The organism is Hymenobacter sp. BT730 (assembly GCF_030542105.1).
In the GTDB taxonomy this organism is placed as follows: Bacteria; Bacteroidota; Bacteroidia; order Cytophagales; family Hymenobacteraceae; genus Hymenobacter.
The window spans coordinates 109593-127192 of sequence record NZ_JAUOFB010000002.1 but is presented as its reverse complement, the minus strand read 5'-3'; the positions used below and the strand labels follow the sequence as shown (position 1 = coordinate 127192).

The 17600-nt window shown below is 53.9% G+C and carries 14 protein-coding genes; 8 read left to right on the top strand and 6 right to left on the bottom strand.

Annotated features, from left to right (window positions below; genetic code table 11):
* Nucleotides 1–70: 70 nt before the first annotated feature.
* The 4 genes from Q4G72_RS07515 to Q4G72_RS07500 form a co-directional block, all read right to left on the bottom strand.
* Entirely contained in the window at nt 71–448 is a 378-nt protein-coding gene (locus Q4G72_RS07515; RefSeq protein WP_303310799.1) for a hypothetical protein, read from the bottom strand.
* Nucleotides 449–498: 50 nt separating this feature from the next.
* Complete coding sequence (locus Q4G72_RS07510) at nt 499–966, bottom strand: DUF4279 domain-containing protein (protein ID WP_303310798.1); 468 nt, start codon at nt 964–966, stop codon at nt 499–501.
* A gap of 64 nt (nt 967–1030) precedes the next feature.
* A complete protein-coding gene (locus Q4G72_RS07505; protein WP_303310797.1) occupies nt 1031–1522 on the bottom strand; it encodes a nuclear transport factor 2 family protein in 492 nt (163 codons plus the stop codon).
* 127 nt (nt 1523–1649) lie between these two features.
* On the bottom strand, nt 1650–3938 hold the full coding sequence (locus tag Q4G72_RS07500) for a GH92 family glycosyl hydrolase (RefSeq protein ID WP_303310796.1): 2289 nt from the start codon (nt 3936–3938) through the stop codon (nt 1650–1652).
* Nucleotides 3939–4121: 183 nt separating this feature from the next.
* Between Q4G72_RS07500 and Q4G72_RS07495 the strand changes: the two genes are divergently transcribed.
* Nucleotides 4122–7553, top strand: coding sequence for an SbcC/MukB-like Walker B domain-containing protein (locus tag Q4G72_RS07495; protein ID WP_303310795.1), 3432 nt, complete (start codon nt 4122–4124; stop codon nt 7551–7553).
* Between the two features lie 18 nt (nt 7554–7571).
* On the opposite strand, the gene Q4G72_RS07490 is transcribed toward Q4G72_RS07495, so the two are convergent.
* Nucleotides 7572–8630 (bottom strand): DUF6687 family protein, encoded by a 1059-nt coding sequence (locus Q4G72_RS07490; protein ID WP_303310794.1) that lies wholly within the window; start codon nt 8628–8630, stop codon nt 7572–7574.
* Nucleotides 8631–9058: 428 nt separating this feature from the next.
* On the opposite strand from Q4G72_RS07490, the gene Q4G72_RS07485 reads away from it, so the two are divergent.
* The 7 genes from Q4G72_RS07485 to Q4G72_RS07455 all read left to right on the top strand — a co-directional run bounded on the left by Q4G72_RS07485 (nt 9059) and on the right by Q4G72_RS07455 (nt 16631).
* Nucleotides 9059–9508 carry a hypothetical protein gene (locus Q4G72_RS07485; protein WP_303310793.1) on the top strand — a complete coding sequence of 150 codons (450 nt, stop codon included), beginning with the start codon at nt 9059–9061 and terminating at the stop codon, nt 9506–9508.
* A gap of 115 nt (nt 9509–9623) precedes the next feature.
* The gene (gene trxA / locus Q4G72_RS07480) at nt 9624–9938 is read left to right on the top strand and encodes a thioredoxin (RefSeq protein ID WP_368408972.1); all 315 of its coding nucleotides are present in this window, start codon (nt 9624–9626) and stop codon (nt 9936–9938) included.
* Between the two features lie 118 nt (nt 9939–10056).
* The gene (locus Q4G72_RS07475; RefSeq protein ID WP_303310791.1) at nt 10057–12399 is read left to right on the top strand and encodes a TonB-dependent receptor; all 2343 of its coding nucleotides are present in this window, start codon (nt 10057–10059) and stop codon (nt 12397–12399) included.
* Nucleotides 12400–12442: 43 nt separating this feature from the next.
* Nucleotides 12443–13261: a DUF4249 domain-containing protein gene (locus tag Q4G72_RS07470; protein WP_303310790.1), complete on the top strand. Its 819-nt coding sequence runs from the start codon at nt 12443–12445 to the stop codon at nt 13259–13261.
* Nucleotides 13262–13367: 106 nt separating this feature from the next.
* Nucleotides 13368–13796, top strand: a complete 429-nt coding sequence (locus Q4G72_RS07465; RefSeq protein WP_303310789.1) for a hypothetical protein — start codon at nt 13368–13370, stop codon at nt 13794–13796.
* A 465-nt stretch (nt 13797–14261) separates the two neighbouring features.
* Nucleotides 14262–15605 carry an MBOAT family O-acyltransferase gene (locus tag Q4G72_RS07460; protein ID WP_368408971.1) on the top strand — a complete coding sequence of 448 codons (1344 nt, stop codon included), beginning with the start codon at nt 14262–14264 and terminating at the stop codon, nt 15603–15605.
* An 18-nt stretch (nt 15606–15623) separates the two neighbouring features.
* Nucleotides 15624–16631, top strand: a complete 1008-nt coding sequence (locus Q4G72_RS07455; RefSeq protein ID WP_303310787.1) for a hypothetical protein — start codon at nt 15624–15626, stop codon at nt 16629–16631.
* Between the two features lie 70 nt (nt 16632–16701).
* On the opposite strand, the gene Q4G72_RS07450 is transcribed toward Q4G72_RS07455, so the two are convergent.
* On the bottom strand, nt 16702–17520 hold the full coding sequence (locus Q4G72_RS07450; protein ID WP_303310786.1) for a purine-nucleoside phosphorylase: 819 nt from the start codon (nt 17518–17520) through the stop codon (nt 16702–16704).
* Nucleotides 17521–17600: the final 80 nt, after the last annotated feature.

Here is a 17600-nt window from a genome sequence, read left to right as displayed (position 1 = left end):
AAGCTGGGAAGGTAGGAAAGAGTGTATAAGAAAGTGAAAGGAGTTTCCTAACTACAGGATGAAGGCTCTATTAATACACAAGCTTTAAATCCTCAAACTCAATATTATTCAAGTATATAACCGACTCGCGTAACAACTCTTCTATATGCATCTCGATTTGCCTAAAATCAGCTGAGTTTACAAGGTTCCTATCCGACGCAAATCTATTAGGCCCTATATCCTTCCAGGCTACGTTTACAAAATTCCATTTACTGGTATCTACACCATTTTCGCTGAAGTCATGCTGAATAATCACCGCCAAATTCACCTCATTATGTTGCCAATCTATTCGTCGCTCTTCAAACTTGAACAGGTAAACACTTGTATCCTTACGATTTTTTGTAAGTACAGCATTCTGCTCATCAGCGTAACGTTCAAGGATAATATCAATATTATCGAATAGACCCATACTACTTTGCTTACAACACTACGAAATTAGATATTAGATTACCCCAGCTCCTAATTACTGGAATCATATCGGTATATATCAACGTCAATATAAGTCTGAGTTTCATATAAAAATTTGATGGTACGCAGGTCCTGACCTAAAGCAGGTGTGGAATTTTCTTCATTCATATCCACATAAAGAATGATTCCCAATATAGATTCTAACTGTAGCTCTCTTTTTAATTCTACAATAGCATCTATTCTATACTCAAAAGCATCAACCACTTTTGTTACCAGTTTATCTACCCAAATAGGCTCAGTCCCTCTGTTTGTCTCCCAAATCCAACCTGCGTATTTGTACTCAATACCTGAAAGAGTCTTCTTGTCGCCTTTTCTCCAAGCTCTTGTGGGATTTATACCGAGCTTCTTTGTAACCTCATCAGGATCAAAATCGGAATTGGGCTCAGAGTCGGTGCCATATAGGGCAAAATACACGTAGGTTTCCGACTGACTCATTTGTGCGTTAATACGATGCTTCACAATTCAGATGTATACTATTTCAGCCCCGCTAACTAATTAATCATTGGCTTAGAAGTGCAAGAGTTCAATGCCCATAACTCACCACCCTCGTCACCTTCCACTGCCCATCCTTTAGTCGCCACACCATCATATTCTTAAAAGTCCCGCAGTCGTCTTTGCCGTTTTCCACGTGGCAGAAACGGTGCTGGTAGGTTTCTACGGCACCATAGCCGTTGATGGGATACACTTCCAGTGTGCCCGGCACCAGCTGGCGGTTTAGGCCCGTGGTTTTGTTCTGGTCGAACATATTTCGAAAGCCCTGCATGGTTTGCTGAAAGTTGGCTAGGCCACCCTTATCGTGGTAAAATTCCAGGTCTTCGGCAAAGAAGGTTTGCAGCTTCTCTACATCATGCTGGTTGAACGCCACGAACATAAGGCTGTCCTGCCGGGCAATAGTGCGGTACAATTGCGCATCGACGGGCTTGTATGCCCCTACTGCAGCCGGAGTGGTGGGTTTTACCGTGGCGCAGGCTCCCAGCACTGCCACACTACTCAAAAGCACATACCAATTTTTCATACCTCATTTCTTTTTGTGTCATGCTGAGCGCAGCCGAAGCATCTCTACCGCTTCGTTGGGTTACCACACTACCAAGATGCTTCGGCTGCGCTCAGCATGACGTTCAATTAGGTTTAAAAATGCTGCCCTACTTCCTTTCCTTCGAAAAGGAATATGGCGCGTCCTCAGCCTTCGTACCGCGAGTTATATTCGGCTTATTGGTCATATCAAAATCCACTGTTGCGCCCTGCATCAGCGTTTGGTGGCTGAGCCAGTTGTGGGTGTAGGGCTGGCCGTTGAGACGCACAGCCTGCACGTAGCGGTTGGCGGCGCTGTTGGCGGGAGCGTTCAGCACGATGGTCTTGCCGTTGGCGAGGTGTAGGGTGGTTTTCGGGAAGAGCGGGGCGCCCAGCACGTACTGGTCGGTGGCGGGGCACACGGGGTAGAAACCCAAGGCCGAAAAGACGTACCAGGCTGAGGTCTGGCCGTTGTCTTCGTCGCCGCAGTAGCCGTCGGGAGTGGGCAGGTAGAGGCGGTTGAGGGTTTCACGGGCCCAATACTGGGTTTTCCAGGGCTGGCCGGCGTAGGCGTAGAGGTACACCATGTGCTGAATGGGCTGGTTGCCGTGGGCGTAGTTGCCCATGCCCGCAATCTGCATTTCCCGGATTTCGTGAATCACGGAGCCATAATATGAGGCATCGAACACCGGCGCCAGGGTAAATACCGTGTCCAAGGCCGCCACAAAGGGCTTGGGGCCGCCCATCAGCGTCATCAGTCCATTTACATCGTGGAAAACCGACCAGGTGTAGTGCCAGCTGTTGCCCTCCGTGAAGGCGTCGCCCCACTTAAAGGGGTTGAAGGGCGACTGGAACGTGCCATTCTGGTTGCGGCCGCGCATCAGGCGGGTTTGCTTATCGAAGAGGTTGCGGTAGTTCTGGCTGCGCTTCTGGTAGAGCGCCACTTCTTTCTTGGGCCGGCCCAGCGCCTTTCCGAGCTGGGCAATGGCGAAGTCGTCGTAGGCGTATTCCAGCGTGCGGGCCGCGCTTTCGTTGATTTTGACGTCGTAGGGCACGTAGCCGAGCTTGTTGTAGTAGCTGGCGCCGGTGCGGCCCACGGCTTCCAGCGGGCCTTGGGCGTTGGCGCCTTTCAGCAGACCCTCGTAGAGCTTGTTGATGTCGTAGCCGCGCACACCTTTCAGGTAGGCATCGGCCACCACGGAGGCCGAGTTGTTGCCCACCATAATGTCGCGGTAGCCGGGGCTGGCCCACTCCGGCAGCCAGCCGCCCTCCTTGTAGGTATTCACGAGGCCTTCTTGAATCTGGCTGTTTACATCGGGGTACAGCAGATTCAGGAAGGGGAACAAGGCCCGGAACGTGTCCCAGAAACCGGTATCGGTATAGAGGTAGCCGGGCAGCACCTGGCCGTTGTAGGGCGAGTAATGCACGGGTTGCCCGGCGGCATCCAGCTCATAAAACTTGCGCGGAAACAGCAGGGAGCGGTACAGGCAGGAATAGAAGGTGCGCTGCTGGGCATCGGTGCCGCCTTCCACCTGCACCCGGCCCAGCTGCTCATTCCAGGCGGCTTTGCCTTGCTGCTTTACCGCCTCAAAATCGTTGGCCCCAATTTCCTGCAGGTTGCGCTCGGCCTGCTCGGGACTAATGAATGAGGAGGCCACCCGCGCCTGCACCTGCTCGCCCTTGCGGGTTTTGAAGCCCACTACGGCCCCGGTGTGGCCGCCGGTAGCTTCCAGCCGCTGCCCGTAGAGTACTTTATCAAGGTAAATAGTAGTGCTGCTGAACTGGTGGTCAAACTCGATGATGAAGTAGTTCCGGAAGTTCTGCGGTACGCCGCCGCTGTTGCGGGTAGTGTAGCCAATAATGCGGCGTTGCTGGGGCAGCACCTGCACGTGGGAGCCGTGGTCCAGGGCATCGAGCACCACGTAGGCGCTGTCGGTTTTGGGGAAGGTAAAGCGGAAACGGGCGGCGCGCTCAGTGGGCGTCAGCTCGGTAGTAATGTCGTAGTCGGCCAGATACACACGGTAGTAGTAGGGCGTGACCACCTCGGCCTTGTGCGAAAACCAACTGGCCCTCTCCTCTTCCTCAAAGCGCAGGGCCCCGGTGATGGGCATGAGGGCAAACTGCCCGTAGTCGTTCATCCAGGGCGAAGGCTGGTGCGTTTGCTTGAAGCCTTTGAGCTTATCAGCCGAATACTGATAAGCCCAGCCGCTGCCCATTTTGCCCGTTTGCGGCAGCCAGAAGTTCATGCCCCAGGGCCGCGCAATGGCCGGATAGGTGTTGCCATTGGAAAGGCTGGGCTTGGAATCCGTGCCCATCAGCGGGTTCACCAAATCGGCCAGGTCGCGGGTTTGGGTCTGGGCGAAGAGCGGGAGGCACGCGAGGAGCAGCGCGGCAAGAGGAAGTACTTTCAGCAGCTTCATGCAAGGGGCTTTGAGGCTGGGAATATAGGGAGGTGAATGGGCTGTTTGCTTATTCTTCTTCAACAGGGCGCAGGAACGCCCGCTTCGGCGTAACTTCGTGTGCTGTGTGCCCGGCCGCTTATAGGCCGGTTTTTGCCATTCTCTTTTGCTTTTCCCCGGCTCCTCCCCTGGCTGGTTTGCCCTATGAAGATTCTCCGCGTCCGTTTTTGCAATCTGAACTCCCTGCGCGGGGAGCACACCGTGGATTTCAGCCAGACGCCGCTGGTTGATGCGGGCCTGTTTGCTATTACCGGCCCCACGGGTGCGGGCAAAACCACCATTCTGGATGCCATTACCCTGGCCCTCTACGGCCAGATACCCCGCCACGAAACCAGCGGCCCGGAGCACGTGATGAGCCACGGCACCGGGGAAAGCTGGGCCGAAGTGGAGTTTGAAGTAAACGGCCAGCACTACCGCTCCAAGTGGGGCCAGTACCGCGCCCGCCGCAAGCCGGAAGGCAACCTGCAGGACTCCAAAATGGAGCTCAGCGAGCGGAAAGTAGCCGAAGACGGCACCGAAACCTGGCCTTTTCTGGAAACCTATAAATCAAAGGTTCCTGCCAAAGTAGCCGAGCTAAGCGGCCTGGAGTACAAGCAGTTTCTGCGCTCCGTGCTGCTGGCCCAGGGCGACTTTACCCGCTTTCTGAAAGCCCCGGCCGGGGAGCGGGCCCAGCTGCTGGAAAAAATTACCGACACCCGAAAGTACTCCGACATCTCGCGGGCTGCTTTTGAGCGGGCCAAGCAGGAAACCCAACAGGTGGAGCAGCTCCGCGCTGGCCTCACGGGCCTGGTGCTACTCCCCCCGGAAGAAGTAGCGTCTCTGGAAGCGGAGATTCAGGAGCTTACCACCCAGCTAAGCGCTACTACTGCGGCCCAGGAGCAGCTCCGCGAGGCCCGGCAGTGGCATCAGCGTATGCAGGAGTTACGCCAGAAGCTGCAAACCACTCAGCAGCAGCAGCAACAACTGATAACACAAGCCGAAACGCTGGCTCCGCTGCGGCAACGGCTGGCCCTGCACCAGCAGGCGGCCCCTTTCGCCACCGATTACGCGCTGCTCCGCCAGGCGGAAGAACAGCTGGCGCGCCTGCGCCGGGAGGCAGAGCAACTACAGGAGCAACTGCCGCAGCTGGAACAGCAACGCTGGGCTGCCGAAACCGCACGCACTGCTGCCCGCCAAGCGCACGAACAAGCTACTGCCACCCGGGAACAGCAGGAACCTAAGCTGCGCGCCGCCGAGCAGCTGGATTTACTGCTCTCCGAAGCCCGGCAGCGCCTGGAAAAAGGCAAGCAGGAATATCAGGAGCGCAATGCTCAGTGGAAAGAGCAGAACCGCGAGGCCTCCCAGGCCGCCGACCAAACCAAGCAGCAACAGCACCAGGCCCACGAATTAAGTGAGTGGCTGACGCGCCACGCCGTGCTAAGCGGTGCCTCCGAAGCCTTGGCGCCGCTCAGTGGCTACCTGCAGGACTGGCAGCACGTGCAGGCAGAAATAGCCGAGCTGGAGCAAAATGTCAAAACACGGCGGCAGCAATTAGCCATGGCTACGGCCACCCAGGCCAGCAGCGCGCAGCTTTTGCAGGAAGTAGAAACCCAGCTAAGTGCAGCGGCCACTCAATACACCGCGGCCACCACTGCCCGCGACGACTGGCGGCACCAGCTGGCGCACCACGTAGCCCGGCTGCACCGCGAGGAACAGGCCCTGGAAAGCAGCCTGCAGGATTTGCGCCGCCTTACGCAGGCCCACCAGCTTATTTTAACCCATGAAGAAGCCCGCCAGCAGCTGAGTCCCGGTGAGCCCTGCCCCTTGTGCGGGGCCAAGGAGCACCCCTTTACGGCGGGCCTGCTGGGAGTAAGTCACGATTCGGTGCAGCAGGACCGCCTGCGGGAGCAGGAGCTGACCCAGCAGACGGTGGATCTAAAAGGCCGCATTAACCGCCTGACTTCCATCAGTGGGTTGCTGGAATCCGATGCAGCCCCGGCTCCGGCGGAAACTACCATTGTGCGGTGGCTATCTGAAGAAGAAGAAAGCGGCATTCCGGCCACCATACGCGGCCTGGTGCAGGAACTGCGCGCTTTGGAACAGCAGCAGCAACAGGCGCTGCTAACTCAAACCAAAGCGCAGGCCGACCTGCAGAACGCGCAGCAACAGCTACAGCAGCTGGGCACCGAGCTGGAGCATCTGTCGCTGCGCCTGAGTGATTACCGGGAGCAGGCGCCCAAGATCAGGGAAATCATTACCAGTCTATTGACCTCTTTTGGGCTGGAATTTTCCGGCGAAAATGGCCCTGCGTTGGTGCGCAACCTTGAAAATGCGGGAGCTGACTTCCGGCAGAAGCAGCACCAACTGGAAGAACTGGAGCGGCAGCTCTGCGTGATAAAAGAACGCGCGGCCGCTGCCGAACAACGGCGCGAAGCCTTGCAGCAGGAGCTAAATCAGCGCCGCGAAACGCTGCAGCAGGACCACGAAGCCATTCAGCGCCAGGAGCAGCAACGCTTCGAACTGCTGCCCGAAAAAGATGTAGCCCGGGTGCGCCAGCAATTGGAAGAAACCCTGCGCACCACCGACCAGCACCGCCAGCAGGCAGAGCAGCAGTTTCAGCAGCACGAAACCGCCCTGACCGTGGCTCTGGACAAGCGCCGGCAGCGGGAATTAGACGTGCAGCAGCAACAGCAGGCCCACGCGGAGCGCCTCGCGGCCCTCACCGCCAGCCTTACTGCCGCTGGCCTCTCCCCTGAGCCCACGGCTTTGCTTCCCTTACTCCTGCCAGAGCCAGAAGCTGCCAGCCTGCAGGCACAGCTTCGCCGCCACGAGCAGGCCGTAGCGCTGGCCGAGCAAAACGCCCAGGAAACCGCGCAGCAATTGCAGCAGGAAGAAGCCCGCGCCCTCACCCAGGAGGCGCCTGAGCTCCTCGACCAACAGCTAATTGCCCATAACCAACAGCTTGCATCTTTAAATCAGCAGTTAGGCCAGCGCCAGGAACGGCTGGGCAGCCACCAGGCGGGCCTGGAACGCCATGCTGCCTTAGCCGAGCAGTTGGAAAAGCAGCAGCAGGAAGCCCGCCGCTGGCGGCAGCTGGCTGAACTTATCGGCTCAGCCGATGGCAAGAAGTTCAGCGAGTTTGCCCAGGGCCTTACCCTGGCGCGGCTTATCGACCTGGCCAACCGACACCTGCACCGCTTTACCGACCGGTACCGCATTATGCGCAACCCGGAGCAACATCTGGATTTACTGATTCAGGATGAATACCAAGCGGGCAGCGTGCGTTCCATGAACTCACTGTCGGGGGGAGAGAGTTTCCTGGTGAGTCTGGCGCTGGCACTGGGCCTCTCGGAGCTGGCGGGGCGCCGCACCCAGATTGACACGCTGTTCATTGACGAAGGCTTTGGCACCCTGGACCCCGACACGCTGGATGTGGCCCTTTCAGCCCTGGAAATGCTACAGGGCACCGGCAAAACCATCGGTATTATCTCCCACGTGGAAGCCCTCAAGGAGCGGGTAACCACTCAGATTAACATTCGAAAAGGGGCAGGTGGATTTAGCTCTATTCAGGTATTGGGTTTTGGCGAAGAGGTCTAGCAGCAGGCTACAACGGTACTACCCTCCTACTGCCCGAATTTCAGCCCAGGTCCAATACTTTTTGGGCTCGATGCCCGCGTAACGCTGCTCAAAAAACGCTACTACTTCTTGTTCCATCTGCTCCGGCGCGATAGACGAGGGATAAATAGGCCGCTGATCGGGGTCGGCGTAGCGCTGGGCTTTGCTGAGTTCTTTCCCGCTCAGGCGCAGGAGCGGGCCAGTATCGGTGATGCCGTCGAAGGTCCAGCGGCGCGGGGCAGTTTCCTGGGCATTGAGGCGCTCGGCCAGCGCATCCAGCCGCAGGCGCGGCAGTGTAGGGCGGCTTTCAAGGTCAATCCAGGTGGTGTATTTGTATTCGAGTTCGTAGCGCTGCCCGTCATATATACTTAGCACCATATCCGTACCAGCCGTGGGCCCGAATAGAGCATAGTATGGCAGCGGCTCTGGCGTGCGCACCACCGTCAGGCCAATACCCGGGTAGCGCGAACAGGAAGTACTCAGGCTTTCCATCCTAGCTATAGCCTGTTTCACCCGTGTGTATTCCGGCTCCCAAGCTGCGCGGCCCGCTTCGGGGTTTTCCAGCATTTGCGCAAAACGGGGCAAAAACCACTCAAATTTTTCCGCGGAGGCTTCATCTTCCCGCTTACGGCGAGACGGGGCTCCAAAAGGCTCATAAAACCGGACCTTTTCCTCAGCATTCAGCCAGCATACCAGTTGCAGGGCGTGGTCGGCCAGCGGGTGTTGCCAGTGCATTTCGCGGAAGTCACCCAGGGTGGCCACCAGCCGTAGTAAGGAGTCGTGCCGGAGAGCCAACTCAGGATGCAGCAGTGCCCACACACCCACAAACCCGTCCACATCAAAATGATTGGCCGTAACGGCTGCGGTAGCCAAGCCTACAGTTTCCGGGGCGCGTAGCGCCCGAAGTACAGAGCCTGCGCTGGTATCATCACGCAGTGCCTCCGGTGTAGCAGCGCCGCGCCAGTGTGCCAACGTGAGTACAGCCCCTGAGCCTACGCTATCCACTACAATAGTGGGCTGCCGGCGCAGTTGCGCAAAGGGCACGAAAGAACGGCTCATGTGGGGTTGACTTGCCAATAAGGCTTTAAGCAACGAAGCTACAACGACTTCCGGAAAGCGGGGGCACAAACATGTTCGAAATTCTATACCTGCAACTCAGGCTTACCAGCACACCCCACACATAGAAGTTGGACTATCTTAAAAATCAGACAAAAAATGCTAACCTGTTCGTGCATCTATACTCCCGTTATTTTGTCGCTTTATCATCAAATCCATAGACTGAGAGCAGATTACCAGACTGATAGCAGATATTACAGATTTAATAGCATGTCAAAAAAATTCCATTGAAATCATTGTGAATTACTGAGTTGCCTTTTTATATTTGGTTGGCCAGAGTATATATCCTTGTAGCAACCCCGTTATTTAGCCTAGTTTATCTTCTCTGCTCCAGCCCCCTTCCATTCGTCACACTCTTATCTGTTCACACCATGCAAACTTCTACCCGCAACATTTTACCTCAACTAAACCGTGTGCTGCGCGTTGCCGGCTTGCTGCTGCTGCTGCTGGCTTTCCGCGCTACCACTGCTCAGGCCCAGACCTGGATGGTATCGACGGACGCCTACATTAAGCTGGGCGTGATGGATAAATACGGCCAGTTGGGCACTTACACCGCCAAGTTTGTGGTAACCAACGAGGATGGCAAGCAGTACATTCTGGTGAAGGACATTGAAAAAGGCCAGAATGGTGTGGACGTCATGTACCCCGCCGATCCTACCAATGGTGATTACTTCAAGTCGGAGGCCAATGAAGCTGCCCGCACTACTCCCGGCCGCTATACCTGGGAGTGTCAGGTTGCTGGTAAGCGCGTGGTAGGTGGCCGCTTTGAGTTCCCCACTACCTCGAATGATGTAACTGTTATTGAGAAGAAGGGTCGTTAGATTTCTCAGAATTCACGTATAAAGCGTCCGGAGCCATGCTGCTCCGGACGCTTTTTTTGTGCCGGTCGCCTACTGCGGCGCAGACACTTTTCATTCTTTAAAAGCAGTTGCTGCCATGCCTAAGAAATCTTTTTCCGAACTCATCAACAGTCCCGGAATGCCGGTGCTGGTTGATTTTTATGCAGACTGGTGCGGCCCCTGCAAAACCATGGCGCCTATTCTGCAGCAGGTAGCGGCCCAGCACCAGGGCAAGCTGAAGGTGATAAAAATAGACGTAGACCGTAACCAGGCCGCCGCGCAGCAGTTCCGCGTGCAGAGCATTCCCACCCTCATTCTTTTTCATAAAGGCCAGCCGGTGTGGCGCCAGGCCGGCGTTGTACCCGCGCAGCAACTGGCGCAGGTAGTGCAGCCTTATATGCAGGCCAGCTAAATATGCAGGCCAGCTAATTGTTGGAAACATTCGGGCGTTGGTAGCCTTACACTGAAAACTACCGCAGATAAAGGCTTTGGGCTACCTTTGCCTTGATTTGTGATATCCCGTGCTGCTGATGCCTGTTTCCGTGTTTCGATTTCTATTATTAGCCCTCGGAGTTTGGCTGCTTCCCTGTTTTGTTCTGGCCCAGCAACGCACTTATACCCTGCAGGGGCGGGTGCTGAGCAATGCGGAAACGTTGCCTGGTGCCTCGGTAGCGGTGCCGGCGCTTAACACCGGCGTAACGGCTGATGCAAATGGCAAGTATGTGCTGATCCTTCCGGCCGGCCGTCATGAGCTGGTGATTTCGTTTATCGGCTACCAAACCCTGACGCGCACCGTGAATCTGCGGGCCGATCAGCAGCTGAATTTGCAGCTGACCCTGGCTGGCAACGAGTTGGGTGAAGTGGTGGTAGAGTCATCGGGCACGCTGGAGCAAAAGCTGCAAACCACCCAGATGAGCGTAGAGCGTCTCACGGCCAAGGAAGCCAAGCTCTTGCCAGCGTTGTTTGGTGAGGTGGATATCCTGAAAACCCTGCAGTTGAAACCGGGCGTGCAGAATGGCGGCGAGGGCACCTCAGGGCTGTTTGTGCGCGGCGGCTCCGCCGACCAAAACCTGGTCCTGCTGGACGATGCGGTGGTGTACAACCCGAACCACCTGTTTGGGCTGTTTTCGGTGTTTAATTCTGATGCTGTACAGAGTGTAGACCTATATAAGGGCGGTTTCCCGGCGCAGTACGGCGGGCGGCTGTCCTCGGTGGTGGATGTAAAGCTGCGTGAGGGCAATCAGCAGAAGCCCAGCGTAACGGGCGGGCTGGGCCTGATATCTTCGCGGCTGACGGTAGAAGCGCCCATCGTGAAGAACAAAGGTGCGTTTCTGCTCTCCGGTCGGCGCACCTACTTCGATATCTTCACCCGCCAGATCAACAAAGTCAACGAGGGCGACCCCGACTTCAACCCCATTCCCGATTATTATTTCTACGATTTCAACGCCAAAGCCAACTACACACTGGGCGAGAAAGACCGGGTATATCTGACGGGCTATTACGGGCAGGACCGGTTTGGCTTTAACTCCACCAACGGCTTCAATTTCAATTTTAACTGGGGCAATGGCGTGGGCGCGGCCCGCTGGAACCACGTGTTCAACAAGCGGTTGTACGCCAACGCTACGGCCTCTTTTACCCACTACCAATACAGCATCACCAACAAGCTGGACCAGTTCAGCTTCAATCTGGCCTCCACTATTCAGGACTACACCCTGAAAACGGATTTTGAATACACGCCTTCCGAGCGCCACACCATCCGCTTTGGAGCCATGGGCACGCAGCACCACTTTGGCGTGGGCCGCCTGAAAGCCGGCTCCACTGATGGTCGCCTGAATTTTGGGCAGGATGTGACCTACCAGGGTCAGGAAGCCGGGCTCTACGCCACGGATAACTTTCGAGCCTCCGACCGGTGGCAGTTGGAATATGGACTGCGCCTAACGGGTTTCCAGAGCGACGCGGATACGTACGGAGGACTGGAGCCGCGCCTTTCGGCTCGCTATACCATTTCGCCTAAGCTCACCCTGAAAGGCAGCTACGCGCTGATGTATCAGTACCTGCATCTGGTTACCAACTCGGGCGCCTCCCTGCCCACGGATATATGGTATCCGTCGCGGCTATCGGTAAAGCCGCAGCGCAGCCAGCAGGTGTCTGCCGGGCTTAGCTTCTTGTTTGGTGGCGGCACGTATCTGCTATCCAATGAAGTGTATTACAAATGGTCCCGTAACCAGGTGGATTTCCGCGACGGAGCTCAGCTGTTTGTAAACCCTGAGCTGGATGCGGAGTTTCTGTTTGGCAAGGGCTACGCCTACGGTAATGAGGTGTATCTGGAAAAGAAAAGCGGCCGCACCACCGGCTGGATTGGCTACACCCTGGCCTGGACCAAGCGCCGCTTCACGGCCCAGCGCGGCACTTCGGGCATCAATAACGGTGAGCTGTTTTACCCTACTTACGACCGGCGCCACAACCTGACGGTGGTAGGCCTGCACCAGCTTTCCAAGCGCGTAAACCTGACGGGGGCGCTGACCTTCAGCTCTGGCAACCCGACCACCCTGCCTTTAGCGCGCTTTGTTTTTCAGGATATATATGGATCCGATGCGGCCGCAGTGCCGGTGTACCCTAACCGCAACGGCTACCGCCTGGCCCCCTACCACCGCCTCGACCTGGGCGTGGTCTGGAAGTTGAAGCCCTCACGCTGGTTCCCGGAATCGGACCTGACGTTCAGCGTCTATAATGCTTACAGCCGGCGCAACCCCTATTTCGTGTATTTCGACCAGGTGAAGAATGAGGATAAAAGCCAGACCGTTGGCTACCGGGCCCGACAGGTTTCTCTATTCCCGGTCATTCCTTCGGTGACATATAATTTCAAGTTTTAGCAGGCGGAGAATGCAGATGGAGCGAATTAAAAGGGTTTTCAGCATGACGCCTTTTCAGGCTGCTTTGCTATGGATAAGCATCCTACTAACGGGCTGCGGGCTGCAGAAGGATATTGATGTGGATCTACCCGCCTACCCCGCCCAACTGGTGGTGGAGTTTTACCTCATGCCCGGCCAGGTGCCCCAGCTTACCGTAACCGAAACCACTGAATATCTGGCTTCTCCTACCCCGGCCGTACCGCGCGATGTGCGCGTAGTGCTCAGCGCGCCCAGCGGCCTGAAGGATACTCTGCAATTTGACCCAGGCTATGATTCTCTGATGCAGAAGGCCTATACCCACCGCGGCACCACGCCGGTGCAGGCCCGCCCCGGCGACACATTTACACTGGACATCACCGATAGTAAAGGCCGCCACGTAACCGGCACCGCCACCATGCCGGCCTTGGTGCCCATTGATACCGTGGAATGGAAATTCAACGACAAACCCGACGACCAGCGACGGGCTTACGTGCTGCTCCGCTTTCACGACCCCGACACCCCCGGCGACTACTACCGCTTTCAGGTGCACCGTGACAGTATTTCCCGTGACCCGGAGGTAGATTACACACCCGAAGACCGGCTCAACAACGGCCAGGAATTCTCCTTGGGTACCAGCTACGAGTTTGAGGCCAACGATACGCTCATCATCAGCTTGTTTCACTTAGACCGGTCGTATTTTCAGTTTCTGCAGTCGGTGCAGGATGCGCGCAATGCCAACGGCAACCCATTTGCGCAGCCTTCGGCCATTAAGTCTACGGTACAGGGGGGCGTTGGCGTCTTTACTGTATTGAGCTATCAACGCCGCACCATTATTGTAAAATAAGATTCTGGAATATTCTGGGCAGGTGTTGCAACCGTTCAGCAGGCTGAGGGCTCACTATCATACCCTTACCTCCCTATTCCGGCTACTTATGCTACGCTTCCCGCTAATGGCTTTTTCATGGCTGCTTCTCAGTGGCCTCCTGCTCAGCAGTTGTGAACACACGGACTGTGGCTGTGTTGCTCCGCCCGGCTTTTCAGATTCTCAGCTACTACACACCTGGCGGCTGGACGAAATTTCCCAGGCGGGCAAAGTACTAAGCAGCGGCACTGCCATAAAAGATCAATACACGCTCACCTTTAAAACCAAAGGCAGCTATACCCAGACTATCCTGGCTAGCGGCAACGAACTCTCGGGCACCTGGCAGCTCACCAGCAACGGCCACGCCCTGGAGTTAACTGACCACAAAGGTGACATACAGGCCTATGCTATCGAAGGAAGCTGGCCCCACGGCGGCTCTATACCTGAGCAGATTTCCCTTTACCGGGAAAACAAAGACAAACTGGTAGAAACCCTGGTCTTCAGCTTGGTACCGTAGTTACTGCTTCGCTTTAGCACCATATACATCAGAAGGGGCCTACAATACTTGTAGGCCCCTTCTGATGTATATGGGTGTATGCCAACTGATAAGATACTCACTTGTTTGGGGTTAGCAACGATAACTAAGTAAATCAAGCATTTCGATTATACCACGAAAACTAATAGTGCATTGAAACCTACATTCTAAGGGTTTGGTGAAAGATTACTATTTATCATTTTTATAATAATATCAATTTCAAATTTGACTCCATCAATAAACATCCTTAATACTAATCTCTTCGCTTACCTTTGTCATACTGTCACTTGCCTCCGGCTCTGTCAAATCATATTCTAAGGCCCTTGCCCGATGCTTTTTAATTCGTTTGAATTTCTTCTATTCTTTCCAATTGTTACCATTTTATATTTTTTGTTGCCCCAGCGTTTTCGGTGGCTGCATTTACTGGTTGCTAGCTGCCTCTTTTACATGGCTTTTATACCGGTATACATACTTATCTTATTTGTAACTATTATCATTGACTATATAGCAGGTATATTAATTGAGGATGCATCTGGAGCTCGTCGAAGATTATATCTTTTAATGAGCCTTGTTGCTAATATAGGCGTATTAGCTGTATTTAAATATTATAATTTCTTTATTGATAACATCAATTTTGTTTTTCACTCAGTTAATATTCAGCAAAGTCTTCCTCTACTAGGAATTATTTTGCCACTAGGATTATCATTTCACACATTTCAGGCTATGAGTTATACCATCGAGGTATACCGTGGCAATCAGACGGCTGAGCGTCATTTAGGTATTTACTCTTTATATGTAATGTTTTATCCGCAACTGGTAGCAGGCCCTATCGAGAGGCCACAAAACGTTCTGCACCAGTTTCGCGAAAAACATAATTTCAGTTACGACCTGGCGACAAGCGGCCTACGTCTTATGGCGTGGGGCATGTTTAAGAAAGTGGTAATAGCTGACCGGTTGGCAATTTTTGTCAATCAAATTTATGATCATCCTCAACTAGCCCAAGGGCTGCCACTAATCGTAGCAACTATATTTTTTGCAATTCAGATTTACTGTGATTTTTCCGGGTATTCTGATATTGCTATTGGCTCAGCCAGAGTAATGGGTTTCCGATTGATGACCAACTTCAATCGTCCATATTTCGCACGTACTATTTCGGAATTCTGGAAGCGTTGGCATATTTCGCTTTCTACATGGTTCCGCGACTACTTATATATTTCGGTAGGTGGCAACCGTGTTTCACTGCCACGCCGCTATTTCAATCTGTTTTTAGTTTTCCTGGTGAGTGGCTTTTGGCATGGCGCCAACTGGACCTTTCTAATTTGGGGAGCTTTACATGGTTTCTATCAGGTGTTTGGCATCCTTACGCGCGACTTCCGGCATAAGCTGACGTCTTTGCTACATCTTCCTGCCCGCTTAGATAAGGGAGTAGATGTTTTGATTACCTGCTCACTCGTAACGTTTGCGTGGATCTTCTTCCGGGCTTCCTCCTTTGCCGACGCCTGGTATATCATCACCCATATGCTGGAGCCAAGCCATGCGGTAGAGCGTGGTGTTGATTACTATGGCTTATCAGCAGTAAAAGCTTTCTATACCCGTTCTGAATGGGTGTATATGATAGTAGGCGTAGGCACATTGTTTACGGTGGAAACCATGCAACGTCGCTTTGATATCAATGAGGTATTGGTGCGGCAACCAGTAGCATTGCGCTGGGCCAGCTACTTTGCCATTGTCATGGCCATTGTGTTCTGTGGAGCCTTTGAGAAAGTTCAATTCATCTATTTCCAGTTTTAATTCGGCGCACTTTTTCTCATGCATTCTTCCCAAATAGGCAGTTTTTTTGCCAAATGCGCGCTGCTATCCTCTCCCTTTGTTTTTCTGGTTGCTACCTACCTGTACTACGATCCGGCGCAGGTATTACGCCACTATACTGATTTTAATCAAGGGGAAATGGTGAACCGAGATTTCATCAGTACCCAGACGTTTTTAAATAACAACCCGACTCAGCATTATCAATCTTTCATTCTGGGAAATTCCCGGTCTGGCCCCTATTATACTACCGATTGGGCACCCTACATTCATGACAAGCAGCCCTTTCACTTTGATGCTGCTGCTGAGTCACTCTATGGAGTATATTCTAAAGTTAAATTTTTAGACACTCACGCAGATAAACTCAAAAATGTCCTTATTATTTGTGACCGTGGTTTATTAAAAAATACCAGCAATCCGGCAGGCGGTCCATTATTTATGAAGGATAGTCGTGCTTCTGACAATTCTTGGCTGGAATTCCAGTTAGGCTTTATCAAAGCATACTTCTCTGATTTTTTCTACGTTAATTTTCTAAAGCGCAAGCTCTCAGGAGAGAAAAAGGACCCTAATAAGCTTCCTGATTCTTATTATTATGTACCTGTAAGCAATGACATGCCGCTAAAAGCCCTGGATGCTCAGATTGCTCAAGATTCCGTAGGATACTATAAGTCGCGTGCAGACTTATTTAAAAATGCACCAAAGCCTGCAGCAATAGAAGCACAGCCCGTTATTAAAGAGGAACAGCTCAAAATGCTACAGGAAATGGCTCGGATTTTTAAGAAGCATAATACCGACTATCGTATTGTTATCAGCCCTTTGTACGATAAGCTACCCCTTAACCCACAGGATGAGCGGGCGTTGCGGGCAGTATTTGGAGAGAATCGAGTATATAATTACTCTGGCAGTAATAAATTCACTAACTCCTGCTACAACTATTATGAAACGTCGCACTACAGGCCACACGTAGCTCGACAGATCATGAAAGAGATTTACTCAAACCCAGTTGAATAGCTGATTATTTTAGCTAAATAAAAAGGGTTGTTCCTATATCAGGAACAACCCTTTTTTCAAATCAATACATTTACTGCCGCTCAACTACCGTGCGCAACAGCGCCGTCAGGCGTGGCTCAGCGGCTGCCGCCACGCGCAGAATGTCGGCCAGGGCTACGTGCTTCAGCTTGCCTGGGGAGCAGAGGTCCGTGATGACGGAAACGGCCAATACGGGTAGGTTCATGTGGCGGGCAGCAATTACTTCCGGCACCGTGCTCATACCTACGGCATCTGCCCCGATGGTGCGCAGGTAGCGGTACTCGGCGGGAGTTTCCAGCATGGGGCCCGGCAGGCTGGCGTACACGCCGCGCCGCACTTTATCGGCAAAGCCTAAGTCCCGGGCGGCTTGTTCGGCCTGGGCGAGCAGGCCCCGGTCGTAGGGCTCCAACATATCAGGGAAACGCTCGCCCAGCTCATCCAGGTTTTTGCCCAGCAAAGGGTTCAGGGGTTGCAGATTGATATGGTCTTCAATAAGCATCAAATCCGAATATTCCATATCGGGGTGCAGGCCGCCGCTGGCGTTGCTGACAAATAGCTTCTGAATGCCCAGCAGCTTCATGACGCGCACGGGCAGCACTACCTGCTCCATGGTGTAGCCTTCGTAGAAATGAAAGCGGCCCTGCATTACCAGCACCCTCCGCCCAGCCAGCGTGCCCGCCAACAAGTTGCCGGAGTGACTTTCTACCGTAGAAACCGGAAAATGCGGAATGCTGGCATAAGGCAGCGTATGGGCAATGTCGATATCATGCACCAACGCCCCCAGCCCGGTACCGAGGATGATACCAAATTCCGGCTGGAAGTCGCCAAGCTGTTGGCGGATATAGGCGGCGGCTTCGCGAAGTTGTTGCATGGGAAAGGGAGGGCTCATAAAAACTGTCATCCTGAGCTGGCGAAGGACCTTCTCCCGCAAGCCCGACTATCGTTATAACG

Bases quoted from the DNA above. Each gene is read 5' to 3' on its own strand.
- Q4G72_RS07515 (WP_303310799.1), bottom strand. From the start codon at position 448: ATGGGTCTATTCGATAATATTGATATTATCCTTGAACGTTACGCTGAT.
- Q4G72_RS07505 (WP_303310797.1), bottom strand. From the start codon at position 1,522: ATGAAAAATTGGTATGTGCTTTTGAGTAGTGTGGCAGTGCTGGGAGCC.
- Q4G72_RS07500 (WP_303310796.1), bottom strand. From the start codon at position 3,938: ATGAAGCTGCTGAAAGTACTTCCTCTTGCCGCGCTGCTCCTCGCGTGC.
- Q4G72_RS07495 (WP_303310795.1), top strand. From the start codon at position 4,122: ATGAAGATTCTCCGCGTCCGTTTTTGCAATCTGAACTCCCTGCGCGGG.
- Q4G72_RS07490 (WP_303310794.1), bottom strand. From the start codon at position 8,630: ATGAGCCGTTCTTTCGTGCCCTTTGCGCAACTGCGCCGGCAGCCCACT.
- Q4G72_RS07485 (WP_303310793.1), top strand. From the start codon at position 9,059: ATGCAAACTTCTACCCGCAACATTTTACCTCAACTAAACCGTGTGCTG.
- trxA (WP_368408972.1), top strand. From the start codon at position 9,624: ATGCCTAAGAAATCTTTTTCCGAACTCATCAACAGTCCCGGAATGCCG.
- Q4G72_RS07475 (WP_303310791.1), top strand. From the start codon at position 10,057: ATGCCTGTTTCCGTGTTTCGATTTCTATTATTAGCCCTCGGAGTTTGG.
- Q4G72_RS07470 (WP_303310790.1), top strand. From the start codon at position 12,443: ATGACGCCTTTTCAGGCTGCTTTGCTATGGATAAGCATCCTACTAACG.
- Q4G72_RS07465 (WP_303310789.1), top strand. From the start codon at position 13,368: ATGGCTTTTTCATGGCTGCTTCTCAGTGGCCTCCTGCTCAGCAGTTGT.
- Q4G72_RS07460 (WP_368408971.1), top strand. From the start codon at position 14,262: ATGGCTTTTATACCGGTATACATACTTATCTTATTTGTAACTATTATC.
- Q4G72_RS07455 (WP_303310787.1), top strand. From the start codon at position 15,624: ATGCATTCTTCCCAAATAGGCAGTTTTTTTGCCAAATGCGCGCTGCTA.
- Q4G72_RS07450 (WP_303310786.1), bottom strand. From the start codon at position 17,520: ATGCAACAACTTCGCGAAGCCGCCGCCTATATCCGCCAACAGCTTGGC.